Annotated in this window: 23 protein-coding genes; 14 read left to right on the top strand and 9 right to left on the bottom strand. The window is 34.9% G+C overall.

Going from position 1 to position 21,131, the window contains the following annotated elements; translation table 11 throughout:
* The first annotated feature begins 725 nt into the window (after nucleotides 1-725).
* The 6 genes from leuC (at nucleotide 726) to leuB (ending at nucleotide 6,805) form a co-directional block, all read left to right on the top strand.
* On the top strand, nucleotides 726-2,120 hold the full coding sequence (leuC, locus tag ACM55H_RS02975; RefSeq protein ID WP_039110348.1) for a 3-isopropylmalate dehydratase large subunit: 1,395 nt from the start codon (nucleotides 726-728) through the stop codon (nucleotides 2,118-2,120).
* A 132-nt stretch (nucleotides 2,121-2,252) separates the two neighbouring features.
* Nucleotides 2,253-2,849 (top strand): 3-isopropylmalate dehydratase small subunit, encoded by a 597-nt coding sequence (gene leuD, locus ACM55H_RS02970; RefSeq protein WP_039110349.1) that lies wholly within the window; start codon nucleotides 2,253-2,255, stop codon nucleotides 2,847-2,849.
* Nucleotides 2,850-2,923: 74 nt separating this feature from the next.
* Nucleotides 2,924-3,229, top strand: a complete 306-nt coding sequence (locus ACM55H_RS02965; protein ID WP_416835083.1) for an antibiotic biosynthesis monooxygenase family protein — start codon at nucleotides 2,924-2,926, stop codon at nucleotides 3,227-3,229.
* Nucleotides 3,230-3,257: 28 nt separating this feature from the next.
* On the top strand, nucleotides 3,258-4,049 hold the full coding sequence (locus ACM55H_RS02960) for a methyltransferase domain-containing protein (RefSeq protein ID WP_416835082.1): 792 nt from the start codon (nucleotides 3,258-3,260) through the stop codon (nucleotides 4,047-4,049).
* 129 nt (nucleotides 4,050-4,178) lie between these two features.
* Nucleotides 4,179-5,705 carry an alpha-isopropylmalate synthase regulatory domain-containing protein gene (locus tag ACM55H_RS02955; protein WP_416835081.1) on the top strand — a complete coding sequence of 509 codons (1,527 nt, stop codon included), beginning with the start codon at nucleotides 4,179-4,181 and terminating at the stop codon, nucleotides 5,703-5,705.
* Between the two features lie 38 nt (nucleotides 5,706-5,743).
* Nucleotides 5,744-6,805, top strand: a complete 1,062-nt coding sequence (gene leuB / locus ACM55H_RS02950; RefSeq protein WP_039110353.1) for a 3-isopropylmalate dehydrogenase — start codon at nucleotides 5,744-5,746, stop codon at nucleotides 6,803-6,805.
* 110 nt (nucleotides 6,806-6,915) lie between these two features.
* Here leuB and ACM55H_RS02945 read toward each other — a convergent pair whose 3' ends face one another.
* Nucleotides 6,916-7,278 (bottom strand): RNA recognition motif domain-containing protein, encoded by a 363-nt coding sequence (locus ACM55H_RS02945; RefSeq protein ID WP_035668600.1) that lies wholly within the window; start codon nucleotides 7,276-7,278, stop codon nucleotides 6,916-6,918.
* Nucleotides 7,279-7,432: 154 nt separating this feature from the next.
* The gene (locus ACM55H_RS02940; RefSeq protein ID WP_416835080.1) at nucleotides 7,433-7,915 is read right to left on the bottom strand and encodes a DUF6252 domain-containing protein; all 483 of its coding nucleotides are present in this window, start codon (nucleotides 7,913-7,915) and stop codon (nucleotides 7,433-7,435) included.
* Between the two features lie 200 nt (nucleotides 7,916-8,115).
* Between ACM55H_RS02940 and ACM55H_RS02935 the strand changes: the two genes are divergently transcribed.
* The 6 genes from ACM55H_RS02935 (at nucleotide 8,116) to ACM55H_RS02910 (ending at nucleotide 13,200) form a co-directional block, all read left to right on the top strand.
* A complete protein-coding gene (locus tag ACM55H_RS02935; RefSeq protein ID WP_416835079.1) occupies nucleotides 8,116-8,676 on the top strand; it encodes a 30S ribosomal protein S16 in 561 nt (186 codons plus the stop codon).
* Between the two features lie 14 nt (nucleotides 8,677-8,690).
* Entirely contained in the window at nucleotides 8,691-9,215 is a 525-nt protein-coding gene (gene rimM, locus ACM55H_RS02930; protein WP_416835078.1) for a ribosome maturation factor RimM, read from the top strand.
* A gap of 144 nt (nucleotides 9,216-9,359) precedes the next feature.
* Nucleotides 9,360-10,067, top strand: coding sequence for a tRNA1(Val) (adenine(37)-N6)-methyltransferase (locus tag ACM55H_RS02925; RefSeq protein ID WP_416835077.1), 708 nt, complete (start codon nucleotides 9,360-9,362; stop codon nucleotides 10,065-10,067).
* A gap of 234 nt (nucleotides 10,068-10,301) precedes the next feature.
* The gene (locus tag ACM55H_RS02920) at nucleotides 10,302-11,480 is read left to right on the top strand and encodes an acyl-CoA dehydrogenase family protein (RefSeq protein WP_035668615.1); all 1,179 of its coding nucleotides are present in this window, start codon (nucleotides 10,302-10,304) and stop codon (nucleotides 11,478-11,480) included.
* A gap of 91 nt (nucleotides 11,481-11,571) precedes the next feature.
* Nucleotides 11,572-12,354 carry a DUF3050 domain-containing protein gene (locus ACM55H_RS02915; RefSeq protein ID WP_416835076.1) on the top strand — a complete coding sequence of 261 codons (783 nt, stop codon included), beginning with the start codon at nucleotides 11,572-11,574 and terminating at the stop codon, nucleotides 12,352-12,354.
* A gap of 69 nt (nucleotides 12,355-12,423) precedes the next feature.
* A complete protein-coding gene (locus ACM55H_RS02910) occupies nucleotides 12,424-13,200 on the top strand; it encodes an SGNH/GDSL hydrolase family protein (RefSeq protein WP_416835075.1) in 777 nt (258 codons plus the stop codon).
* 33 nt (nucleotides 13,201-13,233) lie between these two features.
* Here the strand turns inward: ACM55H_RS02910 and ACM55H_RS02905 are convergent, their stop codons facing one another.
* The 3 genes from ACM55H_RS02905 to ACM55H_RS02895 all read right to left on the bottom strand — a co-directional run bounded on the left by ACM55H_RS02905 (nucleotide 13,234) and on the right by ACM55H_RS02895 (nucleotide 15,169).
* Nucleotides 13,234-13,551, bottom strand: coding sequence for a 2Fe-2S iron-sulfur cluster-binding family protein (locus ACM55H_RS02905; protein ID WP_035668621.1), 318 nt, complete (start codon nucleotides 13,549-13,551; stop codon nucleotides 13,234-13,236).
* Between the two features lie 181 nt (nucleotides 13,552-13,732).
* Nucleotides 13,733-13,972: a NifU family protein gene (locus tag ACM55H_RS02900; protein WP_035668624.1), complete on the bottom strand. Its 240-nt coding sequence runs from the start codon at nucleotides 13,970-13,972 to the stop codon at nucleotides 13,733-13,735.
* 69 nt (nucleotides 13,973-14,041) lie between these two features.
* Entirely contained in the window at nucleotides 14,042-15,169 is a 1,128-nt protein-coding gene (locus tag ACM55H_RS02895; RefSeq protein WP_416835074.1) for an Mrp/NBP35 family ATP-binding protein, read from the bottom strand.
* Nucleotides 15,170-15,450: 281 nt separating this feature from the next.
* On the opposite strand from ACM55H_RS02895, the gene ACM55H_RS02890 reads away from it, so the two are divergent.
* Nucleotides 15,451-16,038: a hypothetical protein gene (locus tag ACM55H_RS02890; RefSeq protein ID WP_416835073.1), complete on the top strand. Its 588-nt coding sequence runs from the start codon at nucleotides 15,451-15,453 to the stop codon at nucleotides 16,036-16,038.
* A gap of 42 nt (nucleotides 16,039-16,080) precedes the next feature.
* On the opposite strand, the gene ACM55H_RS02885 is transcribed toward ACM55H_RS02890, so the two are convergent.
* The 3 genes from ACM55H_RS02885 to trmB are packed head-to-tail and all read right to left on the bottom strand — an operon-like array spanning nucleotide 16,081 to nucleotide 17,829.
* Nucleotides 16,081-16,410, bottom strand: a complete 330-nt coding sequence (locus tag ACM55H_RS02885; RefSeq protein ID WP_416835072.1) for an MGMT family protein — start codon at nucleotides 16,408-16,410, stop codon at nucleotides 16,081-16,083.
* 50 nt (nucleotides 16,411-16,460) lie between these two features.
* Nucleotides 16,461-17,096: a LysE family transporter gene (locus tag ACM55H_RS02880; protein ID WP_416835071.1), complete on the bottom strand. Its 636-nt coding sequence runs from the start codon at nucleotides 17,094-17,096 to the stop codon at nucleotides 16,461-16,463.
* A gap of 55 nt (nucleotides 17,097-17,151) precedes the next feature.
* Nucleotides 17,152-17,829, bottom strand: coding sequence for a tRNA (guanosine(46)-N7)-methyltransferase TrmB (gene trmB, locus ACM55H_RS02875; RefSeq protein ID WP_039110480.1), 678 nt, complete (start codon nucleotides 17,827-17,829; stop codon nucleotides 17,152-17,154).
* A gap of 247 nt (nucleotides 17,830-18,076) precedes the next feature.
* On the opposite strand from trmB, the gene ACM55H_RS02870 reads away from it, so the two are divergent.
* Complete coding sequence (locus tag ACM55H_RS02870; protein ID WP_416835070.1) at nucleotides 18,077-19,687, top strand: L,D-transpeptidase family protein; 1,611 nt, start codon at nucleotides 18,077-18,079, stop codon at nucleotides 19,685-19,687.
* 23 nt (nucleotides 19,688-19,710) lie between these two features.
* Here the strand turns inward: ACM55H_RS02870 and ACM55H_RS02865 are convergent, their stop codons facing one another.
* A complete protein-coding gene (locus ACM55H_RS02865) occupies nucleotides 19,711-21,093 on the bottom strand; it encodes an ammonium transporter (protein ID WP_416835069.1) in 1,383 nt (460 codons plus the stop codon).
* Nucleotides 21,094-21,131 lie beyond the last annotated feature (38 nt).

Here is a 21,131-nt window from a genome sequence, read left to right as displayed (position 1 = left end):
CCTCCCCAGCCCTCCCCGAAGGGGAGGGTGCCTAAACCTATAGATTCAGACCGTGTATTTAACTGGTTTTAAACACTTTAAATTTATAATAAATTACAAAAAATGAATTTCAAATTTAGGATTTTTTTAGATAGAATAACACCTAAATCCGAACAAAAAAATTCAAAATAATCGTTAAGAATCACCCTACGAATTACTTCATCTTTTAGGACAAAATCACCCAATAATACTCCATCAAAAAGAAAAATAAACGCACTGTGGGTTTTTTGGATGTCGTAGTATTTCATCAAAACAAATTGAAATAAAAGCCCAAAAAAAATACTGCTTTAGTTATGTAAAAAGCCCAAAAAAGGCATGCTATAGAAAATAAAACACAAGGCTAATTTTGTTAATTATTACTATTTTAATTCGTTTTGTTACATTTTTTGAATCAAAAAACCCTCATTTACACCAAAATAGCGATGAATTTGCAGATTATCAAATTGGACTTATTTAAAATAAAAATAGCTTTAAAAAGAAATTTAATATCAAAATAAAAAGAAGGCATTCAAACTACAAACCTATAACAGAAGAGGTAAGGTGTTGTAAAAACAGTTTGGGTATCGTATATAATGAAATATTAAAATTGACAACCTTATTTCTTTTTTTAAATTTGTTCCCATTGTTACAACTTTATGTAAATAATTTGGTTGTAAAAAAAGAAATACACTTAAAAAATATTTAAAATGAGTACTACATTATTTGACAAAGTATGGGATTCGCATGTTGTGCGTAAAATTGAAGATGGACCAGATGTGTTTTTTATTGACCGTCATTTCATCCATGAAGTTACTAGTCCTGTAGCTTTTTTAGGTTTAAAAGAAAGAGGGATTTCGGTTTTATACCCAGAACGCACTTTTGCAACTGCCGATCACAATACACCAACAATAAATCAACACTTGCCTGTTGCTGATGCCTTATCTGCCAATCAATTAAAAGCATTGGAAGACAACGCAGCAGAATATGGTATTTCTCACTGGGGATTAGGTCACCAAAAAAATGGAATCGTTCACGTGGTAGGTCCTGAAAACGGAATTACTTTACCTGGCGCAACTATTGTTTGTGGAGATTCTCATACTTCTACACATGGTGCTTTTGGCGCTATTGCTTTTGGTATCGGAACTTCTGAGGTAGAAATGGTGATGGCTACACAATGTATCATGCAACCGAAACCAAAGAAAATGCGTATCAACGTAAATGGTGAATTGAGTAAAGGTGTTGGTCCAAAAGACGTTGCACTTTATATTATTTCTCAATTAACTACTTCTGGAGGTACGGGATATTTTGCAGAATATGCGGGAGATGTTTTTGAAAACATGTCTATGGAAGGTCGTATGACTGTTTGTAACTTAAGTATCGAAATGGGTGCTCGTGGTGGTATGATTGCTCCGGACCAAAAAACATTTGATTTCTTAGAAGGAAGATTATACGCTCCAAAAGGCGAAGCTTGGACAAAAGCAGTTGAATATTGGAAAACGTTAAAAACAGATGCTGATGCAATTTTTGATGCAGAATTAAACATCAATGCTGCAGATATTGAACCAATGATTACTTATGGTACAAATCCTGGAATGGGAATTGGTATCTCAAAAAATATTCCAAATGCCAACCAAGTTGAAGGTGGTGAGGAAACGTATAAAAAATCTTTGGCTTACATGGGCTTTGAAGAAAATGACGTAATGATTGGTAAACCAATTGATTTTGTTTTTCTTGGAAGTTGTACCAATGGTAGAATTGAAGATTTCAGAGCTTTTACAGAAATTGTAAAAGGAAGAAAAAAAGCAGATAATGTTACGGCTTGGTTAGTTCCAGGTTCTCACGTAGTAGAAGCTCAGATTAAAGAAGAAGGGCTGCTGGACATTCTTACTGAAGCCGGTTTTGTATTGCGTCAGCCAGGTTGTTCCGCTTGTTTAGCGATGAATGATGATAAAGTACCTGCAGGAAAATATGCTGTAAGTACTTCAAACAGAAACTTCGAAGGTCGTCAAGGTCCAGGTTCAAGAACATTATTGGCAAGTCCAATTATGGCAGCAGCAGCAGCAGTTACTGGAAAACTAACAGATCCTAGAGATTTATTCTAGTTGAAGGTCAATTTCAATGGCAATAATACTATCAAAAGAGAATTAAAAATAAAGATTTTAGTTTTTTAAAATTCAATTTTTCGAAGGAAAATCTGAAATCAAAAAATCCTAAATCAAAAATCATAAATCACAATGGCATACGATAAATTTAATATCCTTACGAGTAGTGCAGTGCCACTACCAATAGAAAATGTGGATACCGATCAAATTATCCCAGCACGTTTCTTGAAAGCTACCAAACGTGAAGCTTTTGGAGACAATCTTTTCAGAGACTGGAGATACAATGGAGATAATACTCCAAAAGCAGATTTCGTATTGAATGACGCAACTTACAGTGGAAAAATATTAGTAGGCGGAAAAAACTTTGGTTCGGGTTCTTCAAGAGAGCACGCAGCTTGGGCAGTTTACGATTACGGATTTCGTGCCGTTGTTTCAAGTTTCTTCGCAGACATCTTCAAAGGAAATTGCTTAAACATTGGTGTTTTACCAGTACAAGTTAGTCCAGAATTTGCAGAAACAATCTTCAATGCTATTGAAGCTGATCCAAAAACAGAATTGGAAATAAATCTTCCTGAACAAACCATTACGCTAAAAGCAACTGGTCAAAAAGAATCTTTTGATATCTCCGGATACAAAAAAGACAATATGGTTAACGGTTTTGATGATATTGATTATTTACAAAACATCAAAGAAGAAATTGTTGGGTTTGCCAATAAGCTTCCTTACTAAAAAACAAATCACATTTAGTTAAGAGACCCGACAGATTTTTTAAAACCTGTCGGGTCTATAAATAAAAATTAGATATGATTTTAGAAGTTGCCATACTTTATATAAAAAAAGGAGAAGAATTACTGTTTGAGAAAGATTTTGAAATTGCAGGACAACATATAAGCTCAATAAATGGATATGTTGGCCATAGTTTAAGAAAATGTATCGAACAGGAAAATAAATATATCCTGCTTGTTGATTGGGGAAAAATCGAAGATCATACAATTGGTTTCAGAGAATCTGAGCAGTATTTAGAATGGAAAAAATTACTTCACCATTATTATGACCCTTTCCCGGTTGTAGAGCATTTTGAGACGATATTGGAAAATAAAAAACAATAATTTCCAAATAACACAATTTATTTATATAATGACAATTAACAAACACATTCAAAGAGACGGACAACAAGCCTCAAAGATATTTGACAATAGAAGCCTGGCAAATGACTACAGACATCTAACTCAAATTTTGAAGCCCGGAATGAATGTTTTGGATGTTGGTTGTGGAACTGGTGCTATCTCGAAAGATATTGCCAATATTGTTGGAGAAAACGGAAAAGTTACCGGAATTGACAATACTGAAAATTTTATTTTAAGTGGCCAAGAGACATATCGGTCCGTTGTCAATTTAGAACTAATCTCAGTTGATTTATTCGAATATAATTCAGAAGAAAAATATGATTTAATTGTTTCAGCAAGAACTTTACAATGGTTGAGTAATCCAAAAGAGGCTTTGATTAAAATGAAATCAATGTTAAAACCTGATGGTCAAATTTCAATTCTTGATTACAATCACAACAATCTAAATTGGAATCCGTTGCCGCCAGAAAGCATGCAAGAGTTTTACAAAACCTTTTTGAAATGGAGACAAGATGCTGGAATGAATAATGAAATTGCAGAGGATTTACCTAATTTATTAGAAGAAGTAGGATTTCATTCTATTGAAAAAATAAATTCAGATGAACATTATAATCAAGAAATATCTGATTATAAATCTAAAATGGGAATTTGGTCGAAAGTAGCTGGCTCTAAACAAATGGTTGAGGAAGGTTATTTAAATAACGAATTGCGATTAAAAGCGATTGAAGAATATGACAATTGGATTGGAACTTTAGCAATTTCTATGACAATGAAATTAAATGAAGTACGAGGAAAAATATAATCCCGTTCTTTCTCATACAGACATTTACAAATAGTAAAAATAAACATTTACAATACCTGAATTAGTATTTGCAATTTGTTTTTTTAATAATACCAACAGTTTAAACTGTTACAACTTATTTTAATCGATATGACAAAAAGAAAAATTGAAATAATGGATACGACGCTTCGTGATGGTGAACAAACCTCGGGAGTATCATTTTCTGCTGCAGAAAAACTAACCATTGCACAATTGTTACTGGAAGAATTAAATATTGATAGAATCGAAATTGCTTCTGCACGCGTAAGCGAAGGCGAATTTCAAGGTGTAAAAGGGATAATGACCTGGGCCAATGAAAAAGGATATTCTAACCGAATCGAAGTTTTAACATTTGTTGACGGTGGACTTTCAATAGACTGGATGAAAAAGACTGGAGCTAAAGTCCAGAATTTATTAACCAAAGGATCCCTCAACCATTTAACGCATCAACTAAAGAAAACGCCCGAGCAACATTTCACCGAAATTGCTCAGGCCATTGCATTAGCTCAAGAAAATAATATTGAGACCAATGTCTATCTTGAAGATTGGAGTAACGGAATGCGTAATTCACCTGAATATGTGTTTCAATATTTAGATTTTTTGACCAAACAACCTATAAAAAGAGTCTTATTACCGGACACTTTAGGCGTTTTAATCCCTTCTGAAACTTTTGAATTCATTTCGAAAATTATAGCGAGATACCCAAATACCCATTTTGATTTCCATGCACACAACGATTACGATTTAAGTATCGCTAATGTAATGGAAGCTGTAAAGGCGGGTATTCAAGGACTTCACGTAACCGTAAACGGAATGGGAGAACGTGCTGGAAATGCACCACTTGAAAGTACCGTTGCTGTAATCAATGACTTTTTACCAGAAATAAAAATCAGTGTAAAAGAATCTTCATTGTATTCTGTGAGTAAATTGGTAGAAACTTTCACAGGATATAGAATTCCTGCTAACAAACCTATTGTTGGAGACAATGTGTTCACCCAAACAGCAGGTATTCATGCCGATGGAGACAATAAAAATAATTTATATTTTAATGATTTGCTTCCGGAACGTTTTGGAAGAAAACGAAAATATGCATTAGGAAAAACATCTGGCAAAGCCAATATTGAAAAAAACCTTCAGGAATTAGGGTTAAAATTAAATCCCGAAGATCTAAAATTAGTTACCCAACGCATCATTGAATTAGGCGACAAAAAAGAGACCGTTACCAAAGAAGACTTACCTTATATTATTTCTGATGTTCTAGACAGCCAGACTTATGAAGAGAAAATTGTAGTGGTATCCTATGTATTGGTTCATGCCAAAGGAATGCGACCTTCTACTACACTCTGTTTAAAAATAGATGGTGAAGTAATCGAAGAGCATGCTCAAGGTGATGGACAATTTGATGCTTTTATGAATGCTTTAGCAAAAATTTATAAAAGTAAAAAAATGGAATTGCCTAAATTGATTGACTATGCTGTGCGAATTCCTCCAGGAAGCAGCTCTGATGCATTATGCGAAACCATAATTACATGGACTAATCATGGAAAAGAATTTAAAACAAGAGGATTAGATTCAGACCAAACAGTTGCAGCAATCATTGCTACGCAAAAGATGTTGAATGTAGTTACTGCTCAATAAAAATAAATAAAAAACGATACTAATATAAAACTTACCTAATGAAATTTAACATAGCTCTTTTAGCCGGAGACGGAATTGGACCAGAAGTAATCAATGAAGCAGTAAAAGTTTCTGATGCTATTGCTAAAAAATTTAACCACGAAATCAATTGGACTCCAGCTCTTACAGGAGCTTGTGCTATTGATGCCGTTGGAGTTCCTTATCCTGATGAAACGCATGAAATTTGTATGGCTGCCGATGCAGTTCTATTCGGAGCTATCGGGCACCCAAAATACGACAATGACCCAAGTGCTCCAGTAAGACCAGAACAAGGTTTATTGTTAATGCGTAAAAAATTAGGCTTATTTGCTAATGTACGTCCTACATTTACTTTCCCTTCTTTGATTGACAACTCTCCTTTAAAAAGAGAACGTATCGAAGGAACTGACTTAATTTTCCTTAGAGAACTTACCGGAGGAATTTATTTTGGTGAAAAAGGAAGAAAAGACGATGGTGAAACTGCTTTTGATACTTGTACGTACACCAGAGCTGAAGTAAAACGTTTAGCAAAAAAAGGTTTTGAACTGGCTATGACACGTTCAAAAAAATTATGTTGTGTTGATAAAGCAAATGTATTAGAAACTTCCCGTTTATGGAGAGAAACAGTGCAGGCTATGGAAAAAGAATATCCTGAAGTAACTGTAAGTTATGAATTCGTTGATGCCGTAGCAATGCGTTTGGTTCAATGGCCAAATTCTTATGACGTCTTGATTACTGAAAACTTATTTGGAGATATATTAACGGATGAAGCTTCTGTGATATCTGGTTCTATGGGATTAATGCCATCAGCATCAGTAGGAGAACATACATCATTGTATGAGCCTATTCATGGTTCTTATCCTCAGGCGACAGGATTAAATATTGCCAATCCATTAGCGACGGTATTATCTGCAGCAATGATGTTTGAAGATGCTTTTGGATTAAAAGAAGAAGCAGAAGCAATCAGAGCAGTAGTAAACAAATCTCTGGAACAAGGAATTGTAACAGAGGATTTAGCTGGAAAAGGTGCAAAAGCGTATAAAACTAGTGAAGTTGGTGACTGGTTAGTTGCAAATTTGTAAAATAATTATAATTCTCTAGAAATGCAACACGTTGCATTTCTAGAGAATATCTACCAAACAAAAAAGGTGTCAATTTATTGACACCTTTTTTTATATTGTAGAAAAAAATATTAATATCCTCCTCTGTTTCCACCACCACGGTTATCTCCACCACGGCTGTTTCCACCACCATAACCACCGCGTGAATCACCACCACGACTGTTATTGTTAAAACTTCTTCTTTCACCTTCTGGTTTTGGCTCAGATTTGTTTACTACAATTGCACGTCCTTGAACAGTAGCTCCGTTCAATTCATCAATTGCTTTTTGAGCTTCGTCATCATTTGTCATTTCAACAAAACCGAATCCTTTACTTCTTCCAGTAAATTTATCAGTGATGATTTTAACTGAATCAACTGCTCCGTAAGCCTCGAAAGACTCTCTTAAATCTGCTTCCTCAATACTGAATGGAAGACTTCCAACAAAAATATTCATATGTACTTATTTAAATAATAGAACAAATGTACTCTTATTTTATTCTAATCTACTATATATTAGCTTATTTATGATTTTTATTTTAATCCCAGAAAAAACAACACTATCATAAAGTACCTAAGTAAAGCCTCTTAAGAATACAACTTACCCTAGTTTATTGAATAGGTGAACTTACAGGAACTTTATAAAAAACGCCTTGTTGGAAATTTACCAAAGGGCCCGCCAAAGGGTTATTGTAGGTGTTTTCTGCGTTAAATTTAAAAGTACCGGTAACCGTTTTATTTACAGCATCATATTCTGTTATTACAATTTGACCATCTCCAATACCAAAACCCGTAGAAAAAGTAATCAAACTACCCGTAGCATCCGTAATAGTATACGTCACTTTTTTTGATTCACTGGTTCCTAAAAAATAGGTTTGAGCTTTTGTAGCAGTAGTTTTCAAAGACAAAGTCTCATTACTGGTGTAGGCCTGAATAAGCAAAGACCCATCTGCAGCTATACTTGCTTTAGATTCTACTGCTCTCCAAAAAACATTATCCTTAAGACCTTGCAGTGAAGGATTATTAAACCGAACATCTTCCTGACAAGAGATTAAAGAAAAAAGCACGACAATAAACAGAAAGTATTTTTTCATAAACGCATCTTTTAAACAAACAAAAGTATGATATTATAGCTAAAAAAAAATAAAGTAGACACAAAAAATACCGATCAAATACTCTCTAACACATTACCATTCATTAAAATACTATTCGAATTAGCATTTATAAATAAAAAATGTATCTTTGCACCCTTAATTAATCGAGGTCGAGTACCTCAAAATTTAATCACAAGATTATGTCAGTAAAAATTAGATTACAAAGACACGGTAAAAAAGGAAAACCTTTTTACTGGGTTGTAGCAGCAGATGCTCGCTCAAAAAGAGATGGTAAATATTTAGAGAAAATCGGTACTTACAATCCAAACACAAACCCAGCAACTATCGACTTGAACCTTGATAGCGCAGTAAAATGGTTGCACAATGGTGCTCAACCAACTGATACTGCAAAAGCAATTCTTTCTTACAAAGGAGCTTTATTGAAACATCACCTTGATGGTGGTATCCGTAAAGGAGCTTTAACTCAAGAACAAGCTGATGCAAAATTAGCTACTTGGTTAGAAGCTAAAACTGGAAAAGTTGATGCTAAAAAAGAAGGTTTAACAAAAGCACAAGCTGATGTTAAAGCTAAAGCTTTCAAAGCAGAACAAGATGTTAATGCTAAACGTTTAGCTGCAGCTGCTCAAGCAGAAGCTGATGCTATCGCTGCTGCAACTCCAGCTGTTGAAGAAGAAGTTGCTGAAGTTGAAGCTGAAGAAGCTCCTGCTGCAGAAGAAAATAACGAAACAACTGAAGCATAATTTAGAAGGCGAACATGCGTAAAGAAGATTGTTTCTATTTAGGTAAAATCGCTAAAAAATTTAGTTTCAAAGGGGAAGTTCTTGCCTATTTAGACACGGACGAACCTGAGTTATACGAAAACTTGGAATCAGTGTTTGTTGAATGCAACAAGCACTTGGTTCCATTTTTTATTGAAAATAGTTCACTACACAAAAACGACTTCCTCAGAATTCGTTTTGAAGATATGAACACCGAAGAAGATGCTGATGCCATTATAGGCAATGCCATTTATCTTCCTTTAAATATGTTGCCAAAACTTACCGGCAATAAATTTTACTTCCATGAAGTAATTGGTTTTGAAGTTGAAGACAAACGCTTAGGTGTTGTTGGAAAAATCCAATCCGTAAATGATACTAGCGCCCAACCTTTTTTTGAAGTTTTAAACGGTGATGTAGAAATCCTTATTCCTATGATTGACCATTTTCTTGTAAAAATTGACAGAGAAAATAAAAAAGTCATTATGGATTTACCTGAAGGATTAATCGAAATGTATCTTTAAAAAGTTCAATCGGTTATTTGTTTATTCGGTTAATCGATAAAATCAAAGACTTCATTTTACTATACTATTTATTGAAATCCAGTAAATCCGCATTTACAAAAAAATCCAAAATCAAAAATCGTTAATCTACAATCTTAAATCATCATGTTTTCATTCAAGCAATTTACAATCCAACAAGATCGTTGTGCCATGAAAATTGGGACCGATGGTGTTTTACTTGGCGCTTGGACACCAATTGACAACAATCCATTTAGTATTTTAGATATTGGAGCCGGAACAGGAATTATCGCTTTAATGCTTGCGCAAAGAAGCAATGCAGAACAAATTGACGCTTTGGAAATAGACGAAGAAGCCTACGAACAATCCGTAGATAATTTTGAAAACTCCCCTTGGAGTGATCGCTTATTTTGTTTTCACGCCGGTTTGGATGAATTTGTAGAAGAACCAGAAGATGAGTACGATTTAATTGTTTCCAATCCCCCATTTTACACTGAAGATTACAAATCCGAAAACGAACAACGCGATTTAGCCCGTTTTACTGACGCGATGCCTTTTGAAGATTTAATCGAAGCGGCCGCTTTACTACTTTCTGAAAACGGTATTTTCTCCGTCATAATTCCTTTTAAAGAAGAAGAACTTTTTTTGGCTCTTGCCAAAGAATATGAATTACATCCTTTGAAAATCACCCGGGTAAAAGGAACTCCAACTACCGAAATCAAGCGCAGTCTATTGGCTTTAAGCCGAAATGAAAATGCTATCATTACTATTGATGAATTAATTATTGAAACTTCAAGACATCAATACACACCCGAATATATCGAATTGACAAAATATTTTTACTTGAAAATGTAATTTGGAATTTTATCCAAATACGTCAACTCCCTTATTTAAAATAAATTTCGAACACAATTAGCTATTTTATTGTAAATTAGTAGTCAATGATTTTTCACTAAAATCATACTTTAACAAACACCTTATTTGATTGTAAAATTTTGTTATTTTCAATAAAATTAAAAAAATATAACATTTATTAATGCTTTTGTTATATTTCTTTATGTAAATTTGTCGCATAAAAATTACCAAACCATGAAACCAGACTTATTTCAAGCTCCAGATTATTATAACCTAGACGATTTACTAACTGAAGAACACAAATTAGTTCGTGATTCTGCCCGTGCATGGGTAAAACGCGAAGTCTCTCCTATTATAGAAGAATATGCTCAAAAAGCTGAATTTCCAAAACAAATTATAAAAGGTTTGGGTGAAATTGGCGGTTTTGGCCCTTACATACCTGAAGAATATGGTGGCGCAGGTCTAGACCAAATTTCGTATGGTTTAATCATGCAAGAAATTGAACGTGGAGATTCTGGTGTTCGTTCTACTTCATCTGTACAATCTTCTTTAGTGATGTATCCAATTTGGAAATATGGGAACGAAGAACAACGCATGAAATACTTACCAAAACTGGCCACTGGTGAATTCATGGGCTGCTTTGGACTAACGGAACCCAATTACGGTTCTGACCCAGGAAGTATGATTACGAACTTTAAAGATATGGGCGATCATTATTTATTGAATGGTGCCAAAATGTGGATTTCGAATGCTCCTTTTGCAGATATTGCAATTGTTTGGGCAAAAAATGAAGAAGGACGAATTCACGGTTTAATTGTGGAAAGAGGAATGGAAGGTTTTACCACTCCAGAAACACATAACAAATGGTCCCTTCGTGCCTCTTCTACAGGAGAGTTGATTTTTGATAATGTTAAAGTACCAAAAGAAAATTTATTGCCAAATAAATCTGGATTAGGAGCGCCACTTGGTTGTCTTGATTCAGCACGTTACGGAATTGCCTGGGGAGCCATTGGTGCAGCAATGGACTGTTATGATACGGCGTTGCGTTATGCCAAAGAAAGAATCCAGTTTGACAAACCTATTGCAGGAACTCAATTGCAGCAAAAGAAATTAGCTGAAATGATTACTGAAATCACCAAAGCACAACTATTGACTTGGAGATTAGGTGTTTTAAGAAATGAAGGCCGAGCAACAACAGCTCAAATCTCTATGGCCAAAAGAAATAATGTAGATATGGCAATACATATTGCTCGCGAAGCCAGACAAATGCTAGGTGGAATGGGAATTACTGGTGAATATTCTATTATGCGTCACATGATGAATCTGGAATCAGTAATTACGTATGAAGGAACGCACGACATTCACTTACTAATTACAGGAATGGACATTACTGGAATTCCAGCTTTTAAATAGTAATAAACGACTATTAAAGTATTTATAAAATTGATAGTAAAAGCTTCTTGGAAACAAGAAGCTTTTTTATATTTACATAAAAATACCACCGATGAATATTGAAACAATCAACAATAGGATACAGCCCCAAAAAGAACTATTGTTACAACATCCTTTATACAAAAAAGTAAAAACCATTGAAGACTTACAGTGTTTTCTAGAGAGTCACGTGTATGCGGTTTGGGATTTTATGTCATTATTAAAAGCATTACAATCCAAATTAACCTGTACAACAACTCCTTGGTTCGCCACAGAAAATCCAGAAACCAGATATCTCATCAACGAAATAGTCCTTGCTGAAGAATCAGATTTGACCATCGACGGTCGTCGCCAAAGTCATTATGAAATGTACATTGAGGCGATGATAGCCTGTGGAGCTAACACGACAGGTATTGAACAATTTTTATCAGAAGTAAATTCGCTTAAAAATATATTTGTTGCTATCAAAAAAAGCAACTTACACCCTAATATCAAAGCATTTTTAGATTTTACTTTCAGAGTTATTGAAGAAGGAAAATCGCATGAAATAGCTGCTGCATTTACTTTTGGAAGAGAAGATCTTATTCCGAGTATGTTCACCGAAATTTTAAAAAACTTTCAAGCTAATTTTCCTAAAAAAGATTTGAGCAAGCTAATTTATTATTTCGAAAGACATATCGAATTAGATGCTGATGATCATGGCCCTATGGCTATGAAAATGATAACGGAACTTTGTGGAACTGATGCACAAAAATGGTCAGATGTAGAAGAAATTTCGATTTTAGCTTTAGAAAAACGCATCGGACTTTGGGATGCCATCGAAGAAACCATAATGATGAATGTGGAATTAGCTTAAAAGCAAAACCAATACCATCAAATAAACGTAACTATTATTTAGAAATGACTTATCCCAAATTTCAAAATAATGAAAAACCAATTCAAAATAATAGTTGCGGTCTTTTTACTACTTTTTATCGTGAGTTGTAGCAGCGAAAGTCCAATCCCCACTAAAACAACTTCCGCACCAATAGTTACAAATCCTGCAACCACTACTAATCCTGTAGTGATAACAGTCCCACAAACACAAAATCAAACCTTTAGTTATTTAGCTCTTGGCGACAGCTACACTATTGGACAAAGCGTTTGTGAAACCTGCAGATTTCCGGAACAACTCAAGAAAAGCCTGAGTCATTTAAATCCAAACAATACCTATCCTTTAAAAATTATTGCGCAAACTGGCTGGACAACCACCAACTTAATTTCGGCAATTGATTTACAAAATCCAGCATCAGATTATGATTTGGTCACGTTATTAATTGGCGTAAATAATCAATATCAAAACAGATCTTTTTCGTTATACGAGAAAGAGTTTCCTGAATTAGTAACTAAAGCTATTGCTCTTGCAAAAGGGGATAAGGCAAATGTCATTGTAGTTTCTATTCCAGATTATGCCTATACTCCTTATGGACAAGGATCAGGAATTCAATCGAAGATTTCTATGGAAATTGATGGGTATAATGCTTTTGCAAAAAAGTATTGCACCGATAACGCTATTGAATTTATAAACATTACTGATATCACCAGACAAGGTTTAACAAATACCAATCTTGTTGCTCAAGATGGATTGCATCCTTCGGAATTAGCGTATTCTTTATTTGTAGAACGGATTTTGCCAAAAGCGGCCACAGCCATACAAAAATAAAAAAAGCGTTCACCAAGAGATGAACGCTTTCAATTAATTTTCCGGAGCCAACTCCAGTTCTAATCCTTCGAGGCTTTCGGTGATTGGGATTTGACAGCCCAAACGACTGTTGGATTTTACATAGAATGCTTCAGAGAGCATCGCTTCCTCATCGTCTCCCATTTCAGGTAATGCAACATCATTAAGAACATAACATTGACAAGAAGCACACATGGCCATTCCGCCACAGGTTCCTTCTACAGGAAGTTCATATGCTTTACATAATTCCATGATATTCATGGCCATATCTGTAGGAGCCTGTAATTCATGCACTACTCCTTCTCTGTCTTTAATTTTTATTAATACATCCATTTTTTACTATTTGGAATTGGTTGGTTAATCAATTGTATCTTTTTGGCATCCATATTTTTTTGCGTGAGAGATAGCAGCTAGCTACCGAAGTAGCGCGGATAGCCCGACCATTTTAATAAAAAAGGCTGTTACCCATTATATCGAGTAGCCTTTTTTATTAAAAGGGGCACGCCCTAATCATTTATAGGATATTTACAACAGTTTCTATTTGAGGAGCAAACTTTTTGATGGTAGTTTCCACGCCGGCTCTCAATGTCATTTGGTTTACACTGCAACTAGTACACGCTCCTTCGAGACGCACTTTTACATGTTTGTCGTCCTCGATGGAAATAAGGGTGATGTCTCCGCCATCAGAGTTCAAAAAAGGTCTGATTTCTTCAAGTGCTTTTTGAACTTCTAGTGTTAATTCTTCTGTTGTCATTTTCTTTATTTAAAGATTGAAAGATTAGAAAATTGAAAGATTAAAAATCATTTTCAAAGATTCTAATTTCTATTTTTTTACTGCTGAACAACCTGCCATAGTTGTAATTTTAACAGCTTCGGTAGCAGGCAAACTTTCGTTTCTGCTTACTACTTCCCGCACCACATTTCTGGTGATTTCTTCAAAAACGGTTTCAATAATTGAACCTGTTTGCATCGCTGCAGGACGACCGTAATCTCCCGCTTCACGAATTGATTGCACAATTGGCACTTCTCCAAGGAATGGAACTTCTAAATCTTCTGCAAGATTTCTGGCTCCTTCTTTTCCAAAGATATAATATTTATTTTCAGGTAATTCTTCCGGTGTGAAATAGGCCATGTTTTCAATAATTCCCAATACAGGAACATTTATTGCTTCAGACATGAACATAGAAACTCCTTTTTTAGCATCGGCCAAAGCTACCGCTTGCGGTGTGCTTACAATTACAACACCTGTGATAGGTAATGATTGCACGATTGAAAGGTGAATATCACCTGTTCCCGGAGGTAAATCAACCAACATAAAATCTAATTCTCCCCAGTCTGCATCAAAAATCATTTGGTTTAATGCTTTGGAAGCCATGGGTCCTCTCCAAATTACCGCTTGACTTGGCGCCGTGAAAAAACCTATAGAAAGAATTTTTACTTCGTAACTCTCAACCGGTTTCATTTTTGATTTTCCATCCACCATTACGGAGACTGGTTTTTCATTTTCTACGTCAAACATGATTGGCATCGATGGTCCGTAAATATCAGCGTCAAGAATTCCTACTGAGAAACCCATTTTAGCCAATGATACCGCTAAGTTTGCGGTAACGGTAGATTTTCCTACTCCTCCTTTACCAGAGGCAACTCCGATAATATTTTTAATCCCAGGTATTGATTTCCCTTTAATTTCCGGTTTGTCCGGAACCTCAACTTTACTATTGATTTTGATTTTAGCATCAGGAGATACTAATTCAAGAATTGTTTTTTTGATATCGTCTTCAGCACGTTTTTTAATGTGCATTGCCGGTGTGTGCAATACTAAATCTACTACAACCTCATCGCCAAAAGTAATTACGTTTGCTATTGCGCCACTTTCAACCATGTTTTTTCCTTCTCCAGCTATAGTAATCGTTTCTAAAGCTTTGAGAATGTCTTTCCTATCTAATTTCATTTTTAGTTTATTGTTTTCTATTGGCATTTTAGCGCCAGAATATTATCTTTATTTAAACTGATTTCAGATTACAAAGATACTATGAAAAGTTCTTATTATAAAGGATTTGTATTGCATTTATTGATATGGAAATTGACGGTGTTTATAAGCCAATTTCAGCGTTATAATTTTCCAATACCAATCCATCAAAAGGGAGTTATTTTCTTTCTGATATAATTAAAAAACAACATCATTAAATCCAATAAACTAAAATTTATAATTTAAATTTATAATAAAAAATTATGGGATTAAGTTTTCATTATAAGGGTGCCCTGAGAGACCCTACCCTTTTAAAAAAAATGATTGAAGAGGTGACTGACATCGCGCAGGCAAACCAATGGAAATTTCATGTTTTTGAAGAAGCATTTCCAAGTCCTATTTTTACTCTTGATAGCTATAATGATTCCATTTACGGTATTTGTTTTAGTCCTCCCAATTGCGAAGTTGTTTGCTTAACTTTTCTATCCAACGGAAAAATGTGTACTTTCTATAATTTCGAATCTTCCAAAGTTTCCGCAAATGAGTTAGACGAGAACTATTTATCTGTAAAAACGCAATTTGCCGGACCTGAAATTCACAAACAACTGATTAACATCTTCGATTATATAAACAAAAAATATTTAGAAAATTTTGACCTTACCGATGAAGGAAATTATTGGGAAACAAAAAACGACCAATTACTCCAGGATACATTTGAGAAATACACCAATTTAATTAATGGATTTGATAGCTTATTAAACAATATCCCAATTGGAGAAAACGAAACCATCGAAGCCTATTTAATTCGAATTGCCGAAATAAATAATAAAAAGAACGATAAAAATGAATAAAGAATAAACAACAACGAAAGTGAACTTCTAAAACTGTAAAAATCACTCCTGCCTAACTTCTGGCTGCCAAAAATGTTTTTCGAAATCCACAATTTGATTGTTCACAACTTCTACCCCTTCGTTTTCCAATAATTGTTGCATAAGATTCGTTCCGTCAAAATGAAGTTTTCCGGTAAGCAAACCCTTTCTATTCACCACCCGATGTGCCGGAACATCTTCCATATTATGCGAAGCATTCATCGCCCAACCCACCATTCGGGCAGAGCGCGCAGTTCCTAAAGCTTTTGCAATAGCGCCATAAGAAGTGACTTTTCCATAAGGAATTTGTCTGGCGATGGCATATACTCGTTCGAAAAAATTTTCGTTTGACATGGTTATAAATCTGATGAAAAATGCTTTTTATTTTGCGCAAAGTAAAAAAACTAACTCAAATAATATCGTATAATGTTGAATAACGTTACTGCAGCAATCAATCCGGTTATTGTTCCAATAATCGTATTCATATTCCTCATGATATAATCCGTTTTGTTTTGTATTTTTTCAAAGAATGTGATATAGCAGTAAAAAACCAAAAAAGAACCCAACACCACACCTGTCACAAAAACAAAAATATAGGCCATATCATAAAAAAACAAATTGTAAGACGACAAAGTGATGCTTACAAAAACATAATAGGGAATAGGAAAAAAGTTAAGCGCAGAGAGTAACATCCCCAGAAAAAATCGTTTTGTACTACTGTACTTTTTTATTTTCCCCTTTTTTTTCTTTGGCTTTTTTGCAATCCAAAGAAAATAAATAGTTAACAATGTAAAAACACCAAATCCCGCTTCCCGCAATAAAATTAAAATATCAGGATTTTCATTAATATAGCGAGCAAATAGTATCGCAAGATAAGCTTGAAAAAATATTATAATAACAGCCCCTGAAACAAACCATAATGCACTTCTTTTTCCTTCTTTGAGATTTACTTTAGCAGCTGTCATATTGAGTAAGCCTGGAGGCGTAATACCAATAAAAGCAGTAATAAATCCCAAAAACAAAGATATAATTAGATTCATAGGCAAGTTTTTTGCATTAAAATAAAGAGTACGAATTCAAGTTATAAACGTGAGGCTATTCTTTAATTTTGAATCTAATGTACGTAATTGCTTTATTAATTTCCAAATATTGTTTTTCGTAAAAAGTTTGAAAAGCAGTCACTTCCTCCGGACTTCCTTCGTTTACATACACATTATGATTTGCATACAAAACTTCATGACCTTCCCCATGCAGCAATCCCAGCGTATATCCATGCATGAACTCACTGTCGGTTTTTAAGTTTACGACTCCGTCTTTTTTGAGGATTTTTTTATACAACTGCAAAAACTCCGAATTCGTCATTCTGTGTTTCGTGCGTTTGTATTTTATTTGCGGATCTGGAAAAGTAATCCAAATTTCGTCCACTTCATTTTCAGCAAAAATATGATTGATTAACTCGATTTGAGTTCTGATAAAAGCCACATTATGAAGTCCTGTATCAACAGCCGTTTTGGCACCACGCCAAAAACGAGCTCCTTTGATATCGATACCTATAAAGTTTTTATTTGGGTATCTTTCGGCAAGACCTACTGAATATTCTCCTTTTCCACAGCCTAATTCCAGCACCAATGGATTTTCATTTTTGAAGAACTCCGAGTTCCATTTCCCTTTAAGCGGAAATAAATCCCCTACTACTTCTTCTCTTGTTGGTTGAAAAACGTTGTTGAATGTTTCGTTTTCCTTGAACCTTTTTAATTTATTTTTGCTTCCCACTTTTTCAGAATATTTCGGCAAAATTAAGGAAATATATAAGACCGAATGGTTTGCTGAAGAAAAAATAAAGAAAATCATTTCGAGAGCCTTTTCTATTGCAAAAGTATTTGTGCTATGAATCGTTTTTATCAGAAGATTTCCAATTCTTGCCTTAATTGGACTGACCAAATCCTTTGAACACAAACTCGATTGTCATTCGTTTTTCCCCAAGAAAATATTTCATTATCTTTATATAAATAATTACGCTATGAGAAACTTTGTAGTATCGTTTGTAATTATATTTTTCGGCTTTACTCTTGCCATCGTTTACCGCAATAACAAAGAAAACGAGATGGTAAAAGCAATTGCTATTGCCTTATCCCTTCAAAAATCATCGGATGCTAAATCCGTAATTCTCATCAACAGCGCTATTATATCGGATTTTTTTAAGAAATATCCTGATTTAAAAAAATACAAATCAGATGTTAGTGCTTTATACAAAAAACGAAACTATAAATCTATTTGGTATGATCGCAAAGGAGTCATTGAGTTTGCTAATTTGTTATATTCGAAAGTAAATCTGCTTGATGAAGAAGGTATAGCATCCAATTTAGCCTACAAAGATAAGATTGACGGGATTTTCAAAGAAAAACGCACAGACGACCTATCTCCTGTCTATACCGAATTATTATTATCCTCTCTTTATGTTTTCTATGCTAAAAAAGTATTCCAAGGAATTGACACTAAAAAAATCAGGGAAATAGGATGGTTTTTACCCCGAAAAAATGTCTCGTATGAAAATCTATTGGATTCACTACTAGTCGATCCTCAATTGCTGAGTAGAAACGAAAAACAAGTATTTGGACAATATTATAAGCTACGTGAGGCTTTAAAAAAATACCGTCAGATAGAACAAAATGGAAATTGGAATCCCATAACAACTGATTTCTTGCCAAAAGAATACAAACCTGGTGACAGCTCAAAAACCATTGGTCAAATTAGGCAACGTCTGGCGGTTACCGGAGATATAAAACAGGATTCCAAAAGCAATTTATACGACAAAGAATTAATGGCGGGTGTATTGAATTACAAAAAAAGAAACAGCATGAAAATGGATTATTCAATAACTTCAATGCTTATTCAGCGCATGAACACCCCAATTGAAAAATACATCAAAGCCATTATCGTTAACATGGAACGCTGCAGATGGATTGCTCCAGAAATGACTAAAGCGGATGAATATATCATTATAAATATTCCATCCTTCAAACTGATTTTTAAAAGAAATGGTAAAAAAGAATTAGAGTCGGATGTATTTGTAGGCGAAACCATGAACGAAACAGTTATTATTAGCAGCAATGTGACACAAATTGTATTCAGCCCGTACTGGAACGTTCCTAATAGCATCATAGAAAATGAGTTGATTCCTGCTATGTCTCGCGAAAAAAATTATCTGGAAGCCCATAATATGGAATGGAATAACGGTAAAATCAGACAGAAACCCGGAGAAAAAAATGCCTTGGGACTAGTGAAGTTTATTTTTCCGAATGCTAATGATATCTATTTACACGACACTCCTTCTAAAAGCTTATTTGAATCGGAATACCGAGCCTACAGTCACGGCTGTATCAACATGAGCAAAGCCAAAGAACTGGCTTTATTACTTTTAAAAGATGATCCTGACTGGCCTATAGAGCGAATTAATGACGCCATGAAAGGGGAAAAGGAAACCATTTGTATCCTAAAAAAGAAAATCCCTATCCATATAGGCTATTTCACAACTTGGGTAAACGATTCCGGCGAAATTAGTTTCTATAATGACGTGTATGAAAGAGACGACCGCTTAGCCGAATTGCTATTTTCGGATGATTCCAAATAAATAATTCCATACAAAACACCAGTCTATTCTTCGTCAATAACCAGATCTGAACACTCAATTGGATAAAGTGTTTCGTCATGCTGCGAAAGGTCCAATCCTATAATCTCCGATTCTTCGGTAACGCGCATTGGAATAATTCTATTGGTTATTTTAAATAAAATATAAGCACCAAAAAAAGTATAAATGGAAACCAAAACCAATGCCATCATGTGATGCCCAAAAACGTTCCAGCCACCATGAAGCAAACTGGCATCTTCGCCATGCGCAAAAATTGCCGTTAGAATCATTCCCATAATTCCGCCAACACCATGACAAGCAAAAACATCTAAAGTATCATCAATCCCTTCTAAAAATTTAGCATTGACAACCGAATTTGAAACAAGAGCAGCAACAAAACCAAAAAACATACTTTCAGGAACGGATACATATCCTGCTGCCGGAGTGATTGAAACCAGTCCTACTACAGCACCGATACAAGCTCCAAGTGCCGAAACTTTTCTGCCATTTATACGATCAAAGAAAATCCAAGTTAACATGGCTGCTGCCGATGCGGTTGTTGTCGTAGCAAAAGCCATTGCCGCAACGCCATTGGCTTCCAAAGAAGAACCGGCATTGAAACCAATCCAACCAAACCAAAGCATTCCCGTTCCCAATAAAACAAAAGGAATATTAGTAGGTACATGACGGCTATTTTTTCTTTTTCCCAAAACAATAACTCCTGCCAAAGCGGCAAATCCAGCACTCATATGTACAACTGTTCCACCTGCAAAATCTTTAACCCCAAAGTAGGAACCTAAAATTCCCGTAGGATACCAAACGGCATGGCACAAAGGCGCATATATAAACAACGTAAACAAACAGATGAATAGTAAATAGGAAATAAAACGAACACGCTCTGCAAAAGACCCCGTGATAATAGCTGGCGCAATCACCGCAAATTTCATTTGGAACAAAGCATACAACATAAAAGGAACCGTACTGGCTATTTTTTTATGTGGCAACATCCCAACATAATCCATAAACGCAAAAGTTCCTGGATTACCCACAAAACTATAAAAACCGGAACCTATATGAATTCCCATAGGTTCACCAAAAGCCAAACTAAAGCCTACAACTACCCACAATAATGTGACTACACCCAAACAAATAAAACTTTGCAACATGGTAGAGATTACATTTTTCTTTCCTACCATTCCACCATAAAAGAAAGACAATCCAGGCGTCATTATTAACACCAAACAACAGGACGTTAGCATCCAGGCAACATCCGCAGGAATAATGTGATCTGTTGTTGCAAATTGTGAAAGAACAGGACTAGTTCCTGACACCGCTGGCCATAATACACCAGTGATACAAACCATACTTATAATGACAAAGGATATGATCCAGCGTTTCTCTATTTTCATTTTCTTTACTTAACCCCGATTTATTAGGGGGCAAAGTT

Source organism: Flavobacterium cryoconiti (assembly GCF_048158645.1).
GTDB classification, from domain to species: domain Bacteria; phylum Bacteroidota; class Bacteroidia; order Flavobacteriales; family Flavobacteriaceae; genus Flavobacterium; species Flavobacterium cryoconiti.
Note: the sequence above shows the minus strand (reverse complement) of the source record. Positions and strands in the feature narration are given on the sequence as shown.